The organism is Flaviaestuariibacter terrae (assembly GCF_054777635.1).
Map to the genome: position 1 here is coordinate 1,474,613 of NZ_BAAHAL010000006.1, position 17,225 is coordinate 1,491,837.

The 17,225-nt window shown below is 59.4% G+C and carries 18 protein-coding genes; 8 read left to right on the forward strand and 10 right to left on the reverse strand.

Going from position 1 to position 17,225, the window contains the following annotated elements:
- Positions 1–74 precede the first annotated feature (74 nt).
- From rfbD to ACYU7Z_RS07270, 6 genes are read right to left on the reverse strand one after another with little or no spacing between them, the layout of a single operon-like run.
- Positions 75–941 (reverse strand): SDR family oxidoreductase, encoded by an 867-nt coding sequence (gene rfbD, locus ACYU7Z_RS07245; protein WP_460568860.1) that lies wholly within the window; start codon positions 939–941, stop codon positions 75–77.
- Entirely contained in the window at positions 938–1,498 is a 561-nt protein-coding gene (gene rfbC / locus ACYU7Z_RS07250) for a dTDP-4-dehydrorhamnose 3,5-epimerase family protein (protein WP_460568862.1), read from the reverse strand. Before rfbC ends, rfbD begins: the two co-directional genes overlap by 4 nt.
- Positions 1,499–1,500: 2 nt before the next feature.
- Positions 1,501–2,790, reverse strand: coding sequence for a nucleotide sugar dehydrogenase (locus ACYU7Z_RS07255; protein ID WP_460568864.1), 1,290 nt, complete (start codon positions 2,788–2,790; stop codon positions 1,501–1,503).
- A gap of 15 nt (positions 2,791–2,805) precedes the next feature.
- Positions 2,806–3,789 (reverse strand): UDP-glucuronic acid decarboxylase family protein, encoded by a 984-nt coding sequence (locus ACYU7Z_RS07260; RefSeq protein WP_460568866.1) that lies wholly within the window; start codon positions 3,787–3,789, stop codon positions 2,806–2,808.
- Positions 3,790–3,791: 2 nt separating this feature from the next.
- Positions 3,792–5,105, reverse strand: coding sequence for a UDP-glucose dehydrogenase family protein (locus ACYU7Z_RS07265; protein ID WP_460568868.1), 1,314 nt, complete (start codon positions 5,103–5,105; stop codon positions 3,792–3,794).
- A 9-nt stretch (positions 5,106–5,114) separates the two neighbouring features.
- The gene (locus ACYU7Z_RS07270) at positions 5,115–6,245 is read right to left on the reverse strand and encodes a DegT/DnrJ/EryC1/StrS family aminotransferase (protein WP_460568870.1); all 1,131 of its coding nucleotides are present in this window, start codon (positions 6,243–6,245) and stop codon (positions 5,115–5,117) included.
- Positions 6,246–6,321: 76 nt separating this feature from the next.
- On the opposite strand from ACYU7Z_RS07270, the gene ACYU7Z_RS07275 reads away from it, so the two are divergent.
- Entirely contained in the window at positions 6,322–7,596 is a 1,275-nt protein-coding gene (locus tag ACYU7Z_RS07275; protein ID WP_460568872.1) for a 3-deoxy-D-manno-octulosonic acid transferase, read from the forward strand.
- On the opposite strand, the gene ACYU7Z_RS07280 is transcribed toward ACYU7Z_RS07275, so the two are convergent.
- Positions 7,569–8,393: a hypothetical protein gene (locus ACYU7Z_RS07280; protein ID WP_460568874.1), complete on the reverse strand. Its 825-nt coding sequence runs from the start codon at positions 8,391–8,393 to the stop codon at positions 7,569–7,571. The genes ACYU7Z_RS07275 and ACYU7Z_RS07280 overlap by 28 nt on opposite strands.
- A gap of 108 nt (positions 8,394–8,501) precedes the next feature.
- Between ACYU7Z_RS07280 and ACYU7Z_RS07285 the strand changes: the two genes are divergently transcribed.
- A complete protein-coding gene (locus ACYU7Z_RS07285; protein WP_460568876.1) occupies positions 8,502–9,080 on the forward strand; it encodes a thymidine kinase in 579 nt (192 codons plus the stop codon).
- 45 nt (positions 9,081–9,125) lie between these two features.
- Here the strand turns inward: ACYU7Z_RS07285 and ACYU7Z_RS07290 are convergent, their stop codons facing one another.
- Entirely contained in the window at positions 9,126–9,995 is an 870-nt protein-coding gene (locus ACYU7Z_RS07290) for a DUF6263 family protein (RefSeq protein ID WP_460568878.1), read from the reverse strand.
- 153 nt (positions 9,996–10,148) lie between these two features.
- Between ACYU7Z_RS07290 and ACYU7Z_RS07295 the strand changes: the two genes are divergently transcribed.
- The 6 genes from ACYU7Z_RS07295 (at position 10,149) to ACYU7Z_RS07320 (ending at position 15,649) form a co-directional block, all read left to right on the forward strand.
- Complete coding sequence (locus ACYU7Z_RS07295; protein WP_460569150.1) at positions 10,149–10,778, forward strand: heme exporter protein CcmB; 630 nt, start codon at positions 10,149–10,151, stop codon at positions 10,776–10,778.
- A 222-nt stretch (positions 10,779–11,000) separates the two neighbouring features.
- Complete coding sequence (gene ccsA / locus ACYU7Z_RS07300) at positions 11,001–11,741, forward strand: cytochrome c biogenesis protein CcsA (RefSeq protein WP_460568880.1); 741 nt, start codon at positions 11,001–11,003, stop codon at positions 11,739–11,741.
- Positions 11,741–11,953, forward strand: coding sequence for a CcmD family protein (locus ACYU7Z_RS07305; protein WP_460568882.1), 213 nt, complete (start codon positions 11,741–11,743; stop codon positions 11,951–11,953). Before ccsA ends, ACYU7Z_RS07305 begins: the two co-directional genes overlap by 1 nt.
- 36 nt (positions 11,954–11,989) lie before the next feature.
- Entirely contained in the window at positions 11,990–13,408 is a 1,419-nt protein-coding gene (locus tag ACYU7Z_RS07310) for a Glu/Leu/Phe/Val family dehydrogenase (protein ID WP_460568884.1), read from the forward strand.
- 213 nt (positions 13,409–13,621) lie between these two features.
- Positions 13,622–13,882: a hypothetical protein gene (locus ACYU7Z_RS07315; protein ID WP_460568886.1), complete on the forward strand. Its 261-nt coding sequence runs from the start codon at positions 13,622–13,624 to the stop codon at positions 13,880–13,882.
- Positions 13,883–14,101: 219 nt separating this feature from the next.
- The gene (locus ACYU7Z_RS07320) at positions 14,102–15,649 is read left to right on the forward strand and encodes a protein adenylyltransferase SelO (protein WP_460568888.1); all 1,548 of its coding nucleotides are present in this window, start codon (positions 14,102–14,104) and stop codon (positions 15,647–15,649) included.
- A 221-nt stretch (positions 15,650–15,870) separates the two neighbouring features.
- Here the strand turns inward: ACYU7Z_RS07320 and ACYU7Z_RS07325 are convergent, their stop codons facing one another.
- A complete protein-coding gene (locus tag ACYU7Z_RS07325) occupies positions 15,871–16,479 on the reverse strand; it encodes a hypothetical protein (protein ID WP_460568890.1) in 609 nt (202 codons plus the stop codon).
- Between the two features lie 242 nt (positions 16,480–16,721).
- Positions 16,722–17,225 carry a pyridoxamine 5'-phosphate oxidase family protein gene (locus ACYU7Z_RS07330; RefSeq protein WP_460568892.1) on the reverse strand — a complete coding sequence of 168 codons (504 nt, stop codon included), beginning with the start codon at positions 17,223–17,225 and terminating at the stop codon, positions 16,722–16,724.

Consider the following 17,225-nt stretch of genomic DNA (forward strand, 5'->3'; position numbering starts at 1 on the left):
GCACACGAAAGTGCCCTTCGGTACGGAGGGCGTCACCAAAGGGCGCTACACGCCGAAAGGATTCGGGGGATGGGTCAGGCTTCCGGCAGCGCGCCGAGCTTCCGCAGGCATTCGTCCAGGCACTCCTGCCAGGGGCGTATGCGGAGGCCCCAGGTGGCGCGGATCTTCGCGGTGTCGAGCACCGAGTAGGCCGGGCGCTTGGCCGCGGTCGGGTACTGGTCGGTCGTGATGGGCTGCACGGTGCAGGCAAAGCCGCAGCGCGCCCGGATCGCCTCGGCGAAATCGTACCAGGTGGTCGGGCCCTCGTTGTTAAAATGGTAGATGCCCGGCTCCCATTTGCCGGAGTCGACGATATGGAGGATGGCCGCGGCGAGGTCGGCGGCGTAGGTGGGACATCCCTGCTGGTCGTTGACCACCGAGATCTGCTCGCGTTCGGGCATCAGCCGAAGCATCGTCTTTACGAAGTTGTGGCCGAAAGAAGAATACACCCAGGCAGTGCGGAGTACGATCGCATCGGGATTCGCTTCGAAGCAAAGCTCCTCCCCTTTTCGCTTGGAGGCGCCGTAGATACCAACCGGTGCCGCCGGGTCTTCCTCGCGGTAAGGTCGCGTGCCGTTGCCGTCGAAAACGTAATCGGTCGACACGTGAAGGAAGCGCACGCCGCGCGCGGCGCAGGCTGCGGCCAGGAAATGCGTGCCCTCGGCGTTGACACGAAAAGCAGTGTCAGCGTCGGATTCAGCTTTATCGACAGCTGTATACGCTGCTGCGTTAATGCAATACTGGGCACCCGAATCGGCAATGGCTTTCCACACTGCTTCGCCATCCGTGATGTCGAGATCAATCACGGAAAGGAATTCGAAAAGATCGCCGGGACGGCCCGCAGCAAGCACTTCAAGCTCGGAGGCGAGTTGCCCGCCGGCGCCGGTCACGAGGAACTTCATCCTTCAAAAGTAAAATTGTGAATGCAATCGGCGAGCAGCGGCAGCGAGCGGTCGCGATCGGAAGTTATGGCTTCCGACAGGCTTACGCCCCAATCGATACCCAGGGCGGGATCGTCGAAGCGGATGCCGCCTTCGCTTTCCTTATGATACAGCTGGTCGCACTTGTAGAGAATAACCGCGGTGGGCGACAGTACCGAAAAGCCATGGGCAAAGCCGGCAGGGATAAAAAGCTGCAGGCGGTTCGCTGCCGACAGCTCCAGCGCGTAGTGCTGCCCGTACGTCGGCGACCCCTTGCGGATATCCACCACCACGTCACGGATCGTTCCCTCGAGGGCGCGGATCAGTTTCGCCTGCCCGTACGGTTGCTGCTGGAAGTGCAGGCCGCGGATGACGCCGTAGGATGATTGCGACTGGTTGTCCTGGACGAAGCGGTTCGGCAGCCCGTTGGCGCCGAAGACCGCTTCGTTGTAGGACTCAAAGAAATAGCCGCGGCTGTCCTCGAACACACGGGGCTCGATGATGAACAATCCGGGGAGTGGCGTTGCTGTTACAGTCATGGTTAGAAGCTCCAGTACTGGCGGCTTTTAATGCTCTTGCGGAAAACACCTTTGATATCGGCGATGATCGCGTTCGGCTTCGTGATCGATGCGAAGTATTTGTCGTCGTAGGCGGCGTAGGGCTCATGGCAAACCGTTACGATCACGGCGTCGTAGTCCTTGCCGATCTCCGGGGTGAGGCCAAAGCCATATTCGTGGCGCAGCTCTTCGTCTTCGGCATACGGGTCGTGCACGTCAACGTTGAGGAAGAACGACTGCAGCTCTTTCACCACGTCGGCAACCTTCGAGTTGCGGATGTCGCTCACGTTCTCCTTGAAAGTGGCACCCAGCACCAGCACGCGGGCCGACTTCACGTCGCTTACGTTCTTGATGATGTGCTGCACCACCTTGCGGGCGAGGTAGAGCGACATGTTGTCGTTGATATAGCGGCCGGCGAGGATCACACGGCTGTTGTAGCCCAGCTCGGATGCTTTGTAGGTAAGGTAGTATGGGTCGACGCCGATGCAGTGACCGCCCACGAGGCCCGGGGAGAACTTGAGAAAGTTCCACTTCGTGCCGGCGGCCTCGAGCACCTCGTAGGTGTTGATGCCCATCTTGTCGAAGATGATGGATAGCTCGTTCATCAGGGCGATGTTGAGGTCGCGCTGCGTGTTCTCGATGATCTTGGCGGCTTCTGCTACCTTGATCGAAGAGGCGCGGTGCACACCGGCATCCACCACGAGCTCGTAGGTCTTCGCGATCTCCTCGAGCGATTCGGCGTCGCAGCCGGCGGCCACTTTCACCACCGTGCGGATCGTGTGCTTCTTGTCGCCCGGGTTGATGCGCTCGGGCGAGTAACCCAGCTTGAAATCAACACCCATCTTGAGGCCCGAGAGCTTCTCGATGATGGGGAGGCAGTCTTCCTCGGTGCAACCGGGGTATACGGTCGATTCGAAAACGACATAGTCGCCTTTCTTGATCACCTTGCCGATCGTTTCGGAGGCTTTCTTTACCGGCGTCAGGTCGGGCACGTTGTGCTCGTCGACGGGTGTGGGCACGGCCACCACGAAGAAGTTGGCTTCGCGCAGCTCGTCGATCGAGGCGGTGAACTGGATGTCGGTGCCTTCGAAGGCGGTTTTATCGAGCTCGTTGCTGGGGTCGATGCCCTGCTTCATCAGCTCCACGCGCTTGGCGTTGATGTCGAAGCCGATCACGGAAATGCGGCGCGCGAATTCAAGGGCGATGGGAAGACCCACATAGCCGAGGCCAACTACGGCCAGCTTGGCCTTCTTATCGAGAAGTTCCTGATACATGATCTTGGTTTGTGCTTAATGCGATTTCGTGAATTCCTTGGGTTGCTTGCTCCATTCCTCGCGGGGGAGGCTCTTGAAATAATCGTAGGTGATGCGGAGGCCTTCGCTGCGGTGCACTTTCGGCTCCCAGCCCAGCAGCTGCCGCGCCTTCGTGATATCGGGCTTGCGCTGCTTCGGATCGTCCTGCGGCAGCGGCTTGTACACGATCTTAACGTTGTCGCCGGTAAGCTTGAGCACTTCTTCGGCAAAGTCTTTCAGCGAGATCTCGTCGGGGTTGCCCACGTTGACGGGGTACGAGTAGTCGCTGAGGAGGAGGCGGTAGATGCCTTCAACCAGGTCGTCGACATAGCAGAAGGAGCGCGTTTGCGAGCCGTCGCCGAACACGGTGAGGTCTTCGCCGCGGAGAGCCTGGCCGATGAACGCCGGGAGGGCGCGACCGTCGTTGAGTCGCATCCGCGGACCGTATGTATTGAAGATGCGGACGATGCGCGTTTCCACGCCGTGGAAGGTGTGGTACGCCATCGTGATCGACTCCATGTAGCGCTTCGCTTCGTCGTATACACCGCGCGGCCCTACGGGATTCACATTGCCCCAGTATTCTTCTGTCTGCGGGTGCACCAGCGGGTCTCCATACACTTCGGAGGTCGAAGCCACCAGCATGCGGGCGCCCTTGGCCTTTGCCAGGCCGAGGCAGTTGTGCGTGCCCATGGCGCCGACCTTCAGCGTCTGGATCGGGATCTTGAGGTAGTCGATCGGCGAGGCGGGCGAGGCGAAGTGCAGGATATAATCGAGGCGGCCCGGCACGTGAATGAACTTCGTCACATCGTGGTGGTAAAATTCAAACTGCGGCAGCGGGAACAGGTGCTCGATATTTTTAAGGTCGCCGGTAATGAGGTTGTCCATCCCCACCACATGGTAGCCTTCCTTGATAAAGCGGTCGCAGAGATGCGAGCCGAGAAAGCCGGCGGCGCCGGTAATGAGTACGCGTTTCGATTCCATGGTTACAGGTTGATGGGTTTACGGCCGACGCTTTCGTAATGGAAACCGAGCTTGTTCATTTCGGCGAGGTCGAAGAGGTTGCGGCCGTCGAAAACGACCTTGTTCTTCAGCAGCGACGCGATCTTGTCGAAGTCGGGCGTCCGGAACTCGTTCCACTCCGTGGCGATGATCAGCGCATCGGCGTCCTTGAGCGCGTCGTACTGGCTCTCGGCATAATCGATGGTGCTGTCCATTTGGCCGCGCACATTGGCCATCGCTTCGGGGTCGAACACGCAAACGGTTGCGCCTTCACCGAGCAGCGCCTTGATGATGTAGAGGGCCGGTGCCTCGCGGATATCGTCGGTATTGGGCTTGAAGGCCAGTCCCCACAGCGCGAAGCGCTTGCCGATCAGGTTGCCTTCGAAGTAATTCTTGATCTTGGGTACGAGGAAGGTCTTCTGGTCTTCATTCACGGCCATCACGGCTTCGAGGATCCGGAAATCATACTGCACCTCGTGGGCGGAGTGAACAAGCGCCTGCACATCTTTCGGAAAGCAGGAGCCGCCGTAGCCGATACCGGGGAAGAGGAAGCGCTTGCCGATGCGGTCGTCGGAGCCGATGCCGCGGCGCACCATGTCGACGTCGGCGCCGAGCTTCTCGCAGAGGCGGGCGACCTCGTTCATGAAGGAGATCTTGGTGGCGAGGAAGGAGTTGGCGGCGTACTTCGTGAGCTCGGCGGAGGCCTCGTCCATGAAGATCACCGGGTTGCCCTGGCGTACAAAGGGCGCGTAGAGATCGCTCATCACCTTGCGGGCGCGCTCGGAGGTAGTGCCGATCACGACGCGGTCGGGCTTCATGAAGTCTTCAACGGCCACGCCTTCGCGGAGGAACTCGGGGTTGGAGATGACGTCGTATTCGCCGCTGTAGTTCTGGGCGATGGCGTCGCGTACCTTCTTGGCGGTGCCCACCGGTACGGTGCTCTTGTTGATGATGACCTTGTAATCGTTGAGCAGCTTTCCGATCTCGCCGGCAACGCCAAGCACGTATTTAAGGTCGGCCGAGCCGTCTTCGCCGGGAGGCGTCGGGAGGGCGAGGAACACGATCTCCGCGTCGCGGATGCCATCGGCAAGGTTGGTGGTAAACTGGAGGCGCTCCTCCTTGAGGTTGCGCTGGAATATCTTTTCCAGACCCGGCTCATAAATGGTGATGCGGCCGCTCTGGAGCTTGTTGACTTTTTCCTGGTCTATATCGACGCAGGTTACCTTGTTTCCCGTTTCGGCAAAGCAGGTGCCGGTAACGAGGCCCACGTAGCCTGTTCCTACTACAGCAATTTTCATGTCAGTGGTTTATTGGTTTATATAGTTAAGGACAGATTTGATGATGTGCTGCTGCTGCTCCGCTTCCATTTCGGTGTGGATGGGCAGCGACACTACGCGCTCGGTAAGCCAGTCGGTAACGGGCAGGTCGAGCTCGCCGATGTTGAACGAAGAGAACATCTTCTGCCGGTGTGCCGGCACAGGGTAGTAGATCATCGCCGGAACGCCCTGCGTGGCAAGGTATTCCACGAGGCCGTTGCGGTCAACGCCTTCGAGTACGAGCGTGTACTGGTGAAACACGTGCTTGTTGTTGGCGGCGCGGAAGGGCGTCGTAATCTTCGGGTGATTTGCGAAGGCGGCATCGTAGGTATCGGCCACTTTGATACGCGCGTCGATATAGGCATCGAGGTGCTTCAGCTTGATCTCGAGGATCGCGGCCTGGATGGTATCGAGGCGGCTGTTGCAGCCCACTACGTCGTGGTAGTAGCGCTTGCTCTGCCCGTGGTTGGCCACCATCTTGAGCTGCTCGGAGAGCGCGTCGTCGTTGGTCATGATGGCGCCGCCGTCGCCGTAGCAACCGAGGTTCTTGGAGGGGAAGAACGAGGTGCCGCTCACGTTGCCGATGGTGCCGGTCTTCACCGTGCGGCCGTCGGAGAAATGGTAGTCGCCGCCGATGGCCTGCGCGTTGTCTTCGATCACGAAGAGGTTATGCTTTTCGGCGATCTTCATGATGGCCTCCATGTCGGCCGACTGGCCATAGAGGTGCACCGGTACGATGGCTTTTGTTTTGGGCGTAATGGCGGCTTCGATCTTCGCCGGGTCGATGTTGAATGTTTTGGGATCCACGTCCACGAACACGGGGCGGAGGCGCAGCAGCGCGATTACCTCGGTGGTGGCGATATAGGTAAAGGAAGGCGTGATCACTTCGTCGCCCGGCTCGAGACCGAGGGCCATCATGGCGATCTGGAGGGCATCGGTACCATTGGCGCAGGGAATCACGTGCTTGTTACCGTTATAGGCGGCGAGGGCCGCGGCGAAGCGGGCTACCTGCGGGCCGTTGATAAAGGCGGTGCTCTCGAGCACACCCAGCACGGCTGCATCGATTTCCGATTTGATCTTCTGGTACTGTAGCTTCAGGTCGACCATCTGGATGGGGCGCATATCTCGTAAAGGGGGTTTGGTAAAAGTGGCGCAAAAATAGGTAAAAGGCGAGTTGGAAGGGCGGCAGCACCTACATTTGTCCCCTACACTTCCCTGTCGACCCACCGTGCTTTTCTACAACCTCATCATCCTTCTTTATGGCTTCCTGCTGCGGCTGGCGGCTCTTTTCGTGCCGAAGGCAAAAGCCTGGCGCGCGGGCCGGCGTCAGTGGGCAACCCGCCTGGAGGCCCAATGTGCCGAAGGCCGCTGGATCTGGATGCACTGCGCGTCGGCCGGTGAGTTTGAGCAGGGAAAGCCGCTGCTGGAAGCCCTACGCAAGCAATACCCGGGCCACCGCCTGCTGTTGTCGTTCTTTTCGCCTTCGGGCTACGAGGTGGGCGTGAAGTACAAGGGCGTCGACGCCGTGACCTACCTGCCCCTCGATACGGCGGCCAATGCGCGGCGCTTCGTATCGATCGTGAAGCCCGAACTCGTCGTCTTTATCAAGTATGATTACTGGTACCAGCACCTGAAGGCCATCGCCGACCGGAAGACGCCGCTGCTGCTGGTGTCGGCCATCTTCCGGCCGCAGCAGGCCTTCTTCCGCCCCTGGGGCGCCGTGTACCGCCGCCTGCTGCATTTCTTTACCTGGCTTTTTGTACAGGATGATGAGTCAGTGGCGCTGCTCGAAACCATCGGGGTGCGGCACTGCAGTGCCAACGGCGATACCCGCTTCGACCGCGTGGCCAATATCACCAACAACCCCGCCCCGCTACCCCTCGTCGAGGAGTTCGTAAAGGGTGCCGCGGGTGTGCTCGTGGCGGGCAGCACCTGGAAAGAAGACGAGGACCTGCTGTCGGGTGTGATGGGGCTTGACCTGCGGTTTATCATTGCGCCCCACGAGATCGGGGCCTACAACGTGGCGCGTATCCGCGGCCTTTTCCCGGCCGAGTCGGTCACGTATTCGGAGCTGGAGCGGAAGGGCGAGCGCCCCCCCGATGCGCGGGTGCTCATTATCGATAATTTCGGAATGCTCTCGCGGCTGTACCGCTATGCTACGATCACTTATATCGGCGGCGGATTCAACAAGAGCGGGATTCACAATACGCTGGAAGCGGCTGCCTGGGGCAAGCCCGTTTTCTTTGGACCCAACTACCAGAAATTCCGCGAGGCCAAAGGGCTGATCGCTTGCGGCGCGGGCCAGTCGGTGCAGGATCCCGACAAGCTGGCCTACCTGGTCGACAGTCTGCTCGGGCACCCCAATGCGTGCCTGGCCGCAGGAGCCGCTGCGGCGCAGTACGTGCGCGACAACCTCGGCGCTACCGGCCGCATTATGGCATTCATTCAGGAAAAGCGCCTTCTCACCAGCTGATCGAAGTGGCGCACGGTGGGCCCGTCGTCCCAGCCCAATTTCACCTTCAGCTCGCGATTGATCCAGTACTCGGCTTCCGGGAGGATATGAAAGGCGTTGATCGTCTTGATGCTCCGCTCGTACATCGACTCGTCGCCGCGGAACAGCTCACTGATAAACAGGTAGCGGTCGTTGATGCCGATGCCTTTGCGCAGGTCTTTGATCGGCGTGTCGACCAGCTTGTGGGCGAGCTCGGTTTCTTCGCGCTTGAGCCGGTCGTTGAGCGACTCGCCGGGTGTATGCAGCTCGAAGACTTCCTTCGACGGAGGCGGCGGTGTTTGCTGCGCGAGCGTGGGTACTTCGGCAAGTGCGTCGAAATGCGGAGTCGCCGGGGGGCGGATGGAATACGTTTCGGGTTGACGGTTTTCGGTTTCCGATTTTCGGTTTTCCGTTTCCGGTTGCCGGTTTTCGGTTTCCGGTGCGGGAGTGGCGGACGCCTCGACGGAGACCTCGGGCGCGGGGGTTGGCTGCGGCTCGGGAATCGGGGCGGGTGGCTCCGGCACGGGCGCCGGCTCGGGTTGCGGGGCCGGCCGGCCGGGAAGATTGGAGGACGGGAGCGGCGTGCCGGAAGCCGCGCCGGCTGTGTGCAGCGGGGCGGGCATCAGCACGGTTACGCGTCCGCCCGGGGAGACGGGGCGCGGCAGGAGGGCGTCGAGTTCGGCGGCCAGCGCCCGCACTGTAGCCAGGAGCGCTGCGGGCGCTTCACCGGCGGCTTCCTGCACACTCAATTTGTGGATTAAATCACGAACTCGTTCCATTTGTTTACCCTAGTTTTGGCAGCCTTCGCAGCACCCGAACGGGGCTGCTGTGGCGCGCGGGCTTAAAAGTACGTACCGCTGCACAATTTACCGGCACAAAGCACCGACATGTTTATTGAACCCCATATTAAAGGCGAATACGGCGGCTGGATCGAAGTGGTTTGCGGCTCGATGTTCTCCGGCAAGACCGAAGAGCTTATCCGCCGCCTCAAGCGCGCCAAGATCGCCAACCTCAAGGTCGAGATCTTCAAGCCTTCCATCGATACACGCTACGATGAGGTCAACATCGTATCGCACAACGAAAACCATATTCACTCCACGCCCGTCGATCACTCCAACAAGATCCTGCTCATGGCGCAGGACTGCGACGTGGTGGGCATCGACGAGGCGCAGTTCTTCGACGACGGACTTCCCAACGTGTGCGACATGCTGGCCCAGAAAGGCATCCGCGTGATCGTGGCCGGACTCGACATGGACTTCCTCGGCAAGCCCTTCGGGCAGATGCCGTTCCTGCTGGCCAAGGCCGACTATATCACGAAGCTGCACGCCATCTGCATGAAGTGCGGCAACATCGCCTCCTACTCCTACCGCAAGATTCCCAACGAAGACCGGATCATGCTCGGCGAGAAAGACGTGTACGAGCCGCGCTGCCGCCGCTGCTACACCCTCGACGGGGAGATCGAATAAGCTGCAAATCGCTAAAAAAAAGCCGGCACGATGCCGGCTTTTTTTTTATTTCTCGCGACCCGAGTAGGTCACCTTGTTGTCTATCCTGGCAGCACCCTCGAAATGCTGGAGCATATTGCCACTGATGATAAGACCCGTGGCCTGTTCGATGAGCAGGGTGCCGGTCTGCGTTCCTTTTACCGAATCGTTGCCGATATCGCCCTTGACATCCAGCGTTACCTTGCCGCCTTCTACCGAGCGGACGGTGTAGGTGTTGCGCATGTTCACACCCGACGCCGTGGATTCGCGCACCCAGCTGTCGCCCACCTTCACGGCCTTGTCGGGGTAGATGTAATAGGCCTGGAAGGTCTGCATCATCTTTGTTTCGTCGAACTGGCTGCTGAACGACTGCTGCACCGCGCCTTTGAGCTCGTCGGCTACGTTCATGCCGTTGGCCATATCATCGGCCAGCGCCTGCATGCCTTCCACCGCCAGCACCTTGCCTTCGCGGTTCATCTTCATGGTGAAGCTCTTGCCTTTCATGGCGCGGAACATCCCGCCCATCATCGACTGCATCGCCTTCCCGGGGTCGTCGCCCATCGCTTCCATATTTAGCTTGGCGCCGCCGCTGCTGTCGGGCTCCTCCGAATCAATGTGCAGCTGCATCCCGGGCATGTTCATGTCCATCCCGATATGATCGAAGGTGGTGCGTATCGTTTTGAGCGAGTCCTGCTCGCCGGTCACTTCCATCAGGTAGGCCGCCTTCATGGAGGTCGTGCCTTTTTGCCCCTGCGCTTCCTGGGTCATATCCATCGTCATATTGTATTCATACACCTTTCCCTTGGGGAAGTTGAACGCGAGACGCGTGCTGTTCTTCGCGGTGTTACAGGAAAGGAGCGTGACGAGGGCGAGTGCGGACAGTATTCGTTTTGACATAGCGTTGGTTTTGCTGGTCGCCAAAATAGTCTTTTTTCACGGGCGCCCCGGCTGCCGTACTTTCGCGGCAGTACGCATTGTGCAAAACTTTAAGTACCCCCGGAACGTTAAGAACCCTTCAATTCTATCAAAAGCCTGTCCACCATAACGTCGCTGTTCAAAAAAGACCTGCTGCTGGAGATCCGCCAGCAATACAGCTTCTACGGCATCGTGCTGTATATCGGCGCTACCATCTTCGTGCTGTTCATGGCGATGGAAACGCCCGACAGCCCCGTGTGGAACGGACTCTTCTGGGTAGTGCAGCTTTTTATCTGTATCAATGCGGTGGCCAAAAGTTTTTTGCAGGAAGCGCCGGGGCGGATGCTGTATTACCAGACGCTGGTGAGCCCGCTGGAGTTTGTGCTCTCGAAGCTGCTGTTCAACGCGCTGCTGATGCTGCTGATGAGCAGCCTGAGCTACGGGCTCTTCGCGCTGCTGCTCGATCACCCGGTGCTGCGGCCCGGGCCTTTCTTCGGGCTCGTGCTGCTTGGCGGGGTAAGCCTGTCGCTGGTGTTCACCTTCCTGGCGGCCATCGCGGCGCGGGCGCAGCAGAATGCCGCCATCATGGCCATTCTCGGGTTCCCCATCATCATCCCGCAGCTCGTGCTGCTGATGAAGATCTCGTCGGCGGCCTTCAGCACCGTCGGCGCTTTCCCCCTCGCCCCTATGGCCCTCCTCGGCGTCATGGATATTCTGGTGATCCTGCTGGCCGGGATCCTGTTCCCGTTTCTCTGGAAAGATTGAATTTTTAAGGTACGTCATTGCGAGCGTAGCGAAGCAATCGGCTTCCGGTAAGCAGAATGGACGGACATGGCCCAAACCCGGAACAGATTGCTTCGGGGCGCTCCGCCTGCGGCGTCCTGCCCCTCGCAATGACGGCCTCCAGCCGACTTCCGACTTCCAACTTCCGACTTACCAAGTTATTCTCCCTATTTTTGCGCCATCATTTACAAACGGCCGCCTTTTATGCGCAAACGTTGGTGGAAAATTCTGTGCGTCTTTTTATTGCTGTACACGCTTACGGCCGGCCTGAATGTGTTTAACCTGTCGCTTTTCCGGGTGCCGGCGCGGCCCATCATCCACGAAACGATCCGCAACCTTTATTTCCACGTGTGTATGTGGTTCGGGATGATGATCCTCTTTATCATCTCCGTGGTGCACGCGGTGCAATACCTCCGCAAGGGGCAGCTGCGCTACGACATCCTCTCCCGCCAATACGCGGTGGTGGGGATGGTCTACGGCGTGCTGGGCTACAGCACCGGGATGATCTGGGCCTCCTACACCTGGACGGATCCGAACCAGCAGTCGGCGGCTTCCTTCAGCGCCCTGGCGCGCGAGCCCAAGCTGATCGGCGCGGCCATCGCCCTGCTCATCTACGCGGCCTACCTCGTGCTCCGCGACTCCATCAACGACATCGACAAGAAGGCGCGTATCTCCGCGGTCTACAACATCTTCGCGTTTGCCTTCCTGTTCCCCTCCATCTGGATCATCCCGCGCCTCCTGCCCAGCCTCCACCCAGGTGGCGACGGCAACCCGGCACTGAACTATAAAGACATCGACGCGCGGATGCGTCTCGTGTTCTACCCCGCCGTTGCCGGCTGGACCCTCCTGGGTGTCTGGATCGCCACGCTCAAGGTGCGCCTGCAGTTTCTGAAGCAGCGTTCCCTCCTCGAACACGACCCCGTAAACGACTTAATCAACGACTGATGAAAAAAGCTTTCTTCGCGCTGCTGCTCACGCTTGCCTGCGGCTTTGCCCGGGCCCAGGGCGGCACTCCCGAAATGGCGGATGCCTTCCGCAGCAATGGAAAAATTTATGTCGTTTTTGCCGTCATCCTCACCATCTTTGCCGGGATCATTTTGTACCTGGTACGGCTGGACCGGAAGATCAGCAAGCTGGAACGCAACCCGGGCCTCTAACAACAAGAAACAATCCTTTCAATAAACGATTCGCTTATGTCTACTACCGGCTACAGCTTCTTCGAAAGCGTCGTCAAAAGCTTCGATAAGGCTGCCAAATTCACCAAATGGGATCCGGGTATCCTCGAACAAATCAAAGAATGTAACTCCGTGTACCAGATGCGCTTCCCCGTTCGTATGGACGATGGCCGCATCGAGGTAATTGAGGCCTACCGTGTGCAGCACTCGCAGCACAAGACGCCCACCAAGGGTGGCATCCGCTTCGCAGCCGAAGTAAACCAGGACGAAGTAATGGCCCTCGCCGCCCTCATGACCTACAAGTGCGCCATCGTGAACGTTCCCTTCGGCGGCGGCAAAGGCGGTATCAAAATCTCCCCGAAAAAATACACCGTATACGAGCTCGAGAAGATCACGCGCCGCTATACCGCCGAACTGGTGAAGAAGAACTTCATCGGCCCCGGCACCGACGTACCGGCACCTGACTACGGCACCGGCCCCCGCGAGATGGCCTGGATCGTAGACACCTACCAGAGCCTGCGCCCAGGCGAGATCGACGCTGCCGGCTGCGTTACCGGTAAGCCCGTTACCCAGGGCGGCGTACGCGGCCGCACCGAAGCCACCGGTCTCGGTATCTTCTACGGTATCCGCGAAGTGTGCTCGATGCCCGACGTGATGGACAAGCTTGGTCTGCCCACCGGCATTGAAGGCAAGCGCATCATCGTGCAGGGCCTCGGCAACGTGGGTTACCACGCCGCCAAGTACTTCCAACAGGCTGGCGGCAAGATCGTGGCCCTCGCTGAATACGAAGGCTCCATCTACAACGACGCAGGTCTTGACGTTGAAGCTGTATTCAACCACCGCAAATCGACCGGCTCGATCCTTAACTACCCTGGCGCGCAGAACTTCGCCAAGAACACCGATGCCCTCGAGCACGACTGCGACATCCTCATCCCCGCCGCCCTCGAAAACGTGATCAACGGCGAGAACGCCCTGCGCGTGAAGGCCCGCATCATCGGCGAAGGCGCCAACGGTCCCCTCACCCCCGAGGCCGACGAGGTATTCATCACCAAGGGCACCCTCGTGGTTCCCGATATGTACCTCAACGCAGGTGGCGTTACCGTATCGTACTTCGAGTGGCTGAAGAACCTGAGCCACGTTCGCTACGGCCGTATGGAGAAGCGCTTTACCGAGAACATGAACCATCATATCCTCGGCCAGATCGAGGAGCTTACCAGCAAGAAGGTGAGCGATACGGAGCGCAAGTTCATCATGCACGGACCCGAGGAAGTGGACCTGGTGTACAGCGGCCTCGAGGAAACGATGATCACCGCCACCCGCGAGATCATGGAGGCCTGGAAAGCCAACCCGCAGATCCCCGACATGCGCACCGCGGCCTTCGTGGTAGCCATCAACAAGGTGGGTACGGCCTACGCCGAGCTGGGTATCTTCCCGTAATCCTTCGACTGCGCTCAGGATGACAAGTCCTGATTCAGCATACTCCAAAAGCCCTGCAGCAATGCGGGGCTTTTGCTTTTGATCGATAAAGTGGCGGATGCCGCAACTGAAACCAACGACCCAAAACCTTTTTCAAAACCCTCCAAAACCTTCCTGAACCTTCCTGAACCTTCCTGAACCTTCCTGAACCTATTCCGAACCTATCTTTATCCGATGACAGCCGACGAAATGCGCCAGCGTTTACAGGAATTGCAGGAAGAGTGGAAGCAGTACGAGTACCTCGTGAAGGCGCAGTTCCCCACGGAGACGGAATGGAAAGCGTTCCAGGCTGCCAACCGCAGCCAGCTGGAGCGGGCGCGGGCCTTGAAGGAAGAGCTCATCCGCCTCCGCTGGTCGCTGCTCAGCGAAGAGGATAAGAAAAAGGCGCAGGACATCAACCGCGCTATTAATGAGGATGACGCGACAAAGGAGTGAGAACCTGCGGTTCTCTTATTCACAAAGAAAGGAAGGCACAAAGGCACAACGAACCCATATTCGTTTCAGGATCGGATTTTCGTCGTGCTGTCGTGCCGTTGTGCTGTAGTGCGCTGAAGCCGCCTGCGGCTTGCTGCAGGTTTGGCAATTGACTTCCGCTACCAACTGCTTTTGACCCGCCAGTAACTTTACCCGGCACAATCCGTGCACTCCAGACCCATGCCCAATCAATTAAACAACGCTACGTACAAGCAGGACTTTACCGCGCAGTTTCCCGGTGACGATTCCGGCGACCTTCGACCCAGGCAGACACCCGGGAAGTTCTGGGCAAAGGCGGGGCCAACGCCCGTTCCGGAGCCGAAGCTGCTCGCGTGGTCCGACGAGCTCGCCACGGAGCTCGGCATCGAACGCCCCGATGCGACATCCGTAGAAATACTGGGCGGCAACGCGCTGGCAACAGGCATGCGTCCGTACGCCGCCTGCTACGCGGGGCACCAGTTTGGCAACTGGGCCGGGCAGCTTGGCGACGGCCGCGCGATCACGCTGGGTGAGCTCGTTACACCCACGGGCACCGTACAGGAACTGCAGCTGAAGGGCGCCGGCCCCACGGCCTACTCCCGCCGGGCCGACGGCCGTGCGGTGCTCCGCTCCTCGCTGCGCGAATACCTCATGAGCGAGGCGATGCACTACCTGCGCGTGCCCACAACGAGGGCGCTCAGCCTCGTGACCACCGGCGAGCCCGTACTCCGCGATATGTTTTACGACGGCCATCCCGCCCACGAGCCCGGTGCTATCGTGGCCCGCGTGGCGCCAAGCTTCCTGCGCTTCGGCTCCTTCGAAATGCCCGCCGCGCGGGGCGAGAAAGAGGGACTGCAGTCGCTTGTCGACTGGACGATCGCGCGGTATTTTCCCGAATACAACAGCAGCGAGGAGAAGATCCTTCTTTGGTTTGGCGAGGTCGTGCGGCGCACCGCGTTCCTGATGGCCGAATGGCAGCGCGTGGGCTTCGTGCATGGCGTGATGAATACCGACAACATGTCGATCCTCGGGCTAACGATCGACTATGGACCGTACTCGTTTGTGGATGCCTTCGAGCCCAACTTCACACCGAACACCACCGACCTGCCGGGGCGCCGCTATGCCTTTGCGAAGCAGCCTGCCGTGGCCAAGTGGAATCTCGGTTGCCTCGCCGGTGCGCTCCTGCCGCTGGTCGAAAGCCAGGAGCCGCTGGTGGCCCTGCTCGACACGTACGATGGCGCGTACTGGAAATACTGGTTCCGGATGATGGGCGACAAGCTTGGGCTCAGCGAGCTCACGGGCGACGACCAGGCGCTGATCGAGCAGTGCGAGCTGATGCTGGCGACGCTGCAGCCCGATTACACGATCTTCTTCCAGTTACTGGCAACCTGGCTCGGGAGCGAGGAAGACGCGCTGGCACACTTTACACCCTCCTTCTACGGCACGCCCACCGACGACCAGGAAAGCCTGCTCCTGGAATTTTTGCAAAACTGGCGCGAGCGCGCCGCCGCTGAAGATGCGGCCTCGGTGCGGGCCCGGATGCAGGGCGCCAACCCGCGCTTTGTGCTCCGCAACTACCTGCTTTCGCAGGCGATCGAAGGCCTCGAAAAAGGGAATGAAACGATGCTCCGCGAGCTCGAGGCAGCGCTCAGAGAACCCTACAGCGACAAGCATGATAAGTTCCTGGAAAAACGGCCCGACTGGGCCAATGCAAGGGCGGGATGCTCGATGTTGAGCTGCAGCTCGTAGTCAGGAGAGATAGAACGCAGATCGCGCAAGCGCGATACGCAGATTTATTACGATTGATTATGATTTGCTGACGCACGGCGTCAGGCTGACCAGTTCGGCTATGCTCACTGTGACACTGTCATCCTGAGCGCAGACGAAGGATGTCATGGTGAGCTTGTCGAACCCATGCGCTGATCGAATAAATCATAGAAAACCTGCGTTCTTTCTCTCCCTGCCGCCCATTACTCCGCCACCAAGCCATCCACCAACGCTTTCCACTGCAGCTTCGAGGCACCGGCGATGGCACCGCTGCCGACGACGGTATTGCGGGCTTTGTCTACCAGGCTGTCCGCACCGGAATTGGGCTTTTCATTGCGGCCATATACGGAGGCCGTAACGCTGCTGCCATCGCGGCGCACGAGGAAATTGGAGGTCGCATCTCCGGAGAAGAAATGCGCGACGTCCGATTTATCATTCGTGGGATTTGTTGCGGGGCGCACACGGATGAGCGTAAACGGCGAGCCATCTTTCTCGCCTTCCTCCACCGCTTCGACCTGCACCCAATCAAAGCCTTCGCCGCTGGCGTTGCCGGGACCGGGAATATCGATCTTGACGTGGTCGCCCGGCCGAACGCCGCGGTCGACGTCCTGGCCGGATGCATCAGTTAGCTGGAAGCGTGCCGTGCCCGAACCGGCCAGCCCCTGCCAGCCGTTGACGTGCAGCAATCGCTTGCGCAGCGTTTCATAAAAATTTTCGGCCTCCGCTTCGCTCGCGAAGCTGCGGCTTGCTTCCGTGTTACTCTGGCCTCCCGTTTCCTGCGGGGGGAGCAGATCATGTTGCTCGGGATCCATACATTATTCAAACGAAAAGTCGTGCCGGAGGAAACTCGACACGACTTTTCTGTTCGCCAAACAAAAGGAATTTATCGTCAATCGTCCTTGCAGGAGAAGCGAAGCAATCTCTTCCAATCTCTTCCAACTACTATCGAAGAGGCTTTGCTGCCAACCTCCAGCAGATCGCTTCCTCAGCCAGCGCTTCACGCTGTCCTCCTCGCAATGACGCTTCGAATGAATTTTAGAGCTGACATCCGGGATCAGATCGCCAGCTTGCCTTCCGTTCCGTCCGAAATCTTCGGGTTGCCGGTAACGGCGCCGACGGCCATCTTGAAGAACTGGACCATCTTGCCCGTTTCGGCATCCCAATAGTAGCAACGCTCGGGGTGTACGTGCAGCAGCGCCACGTTGGGGTCTTCCACCCCTCCCGGGAACCAGGCTTTCACCATCGGGCTCCACTTTTCCTTGATCAGCTCGCGGTCGGTCACCACGTGGGCCATGCCCCATAGGTCGAGGTAGCTTTCCTTGCCGGGGTGCGCGAAGGTGAGGTGCACCTTGCGGGCCTTGCTGACTTCCTCCACCTTGATGGAGCGGATATCGGTAAAGAACCAGAGCTTTCCGTCTGCGTCGATCGAGGCGACCGACATGGGGCGTGTGTGATCCACCGCATCGTCGGCGTTGGTGATGAACATACACACGCGGATCTCCTCGGCCAGCTTCTTGAGCTTGGACAGGGCCTCTTCATTCTGCAAATGCTTTTCCAT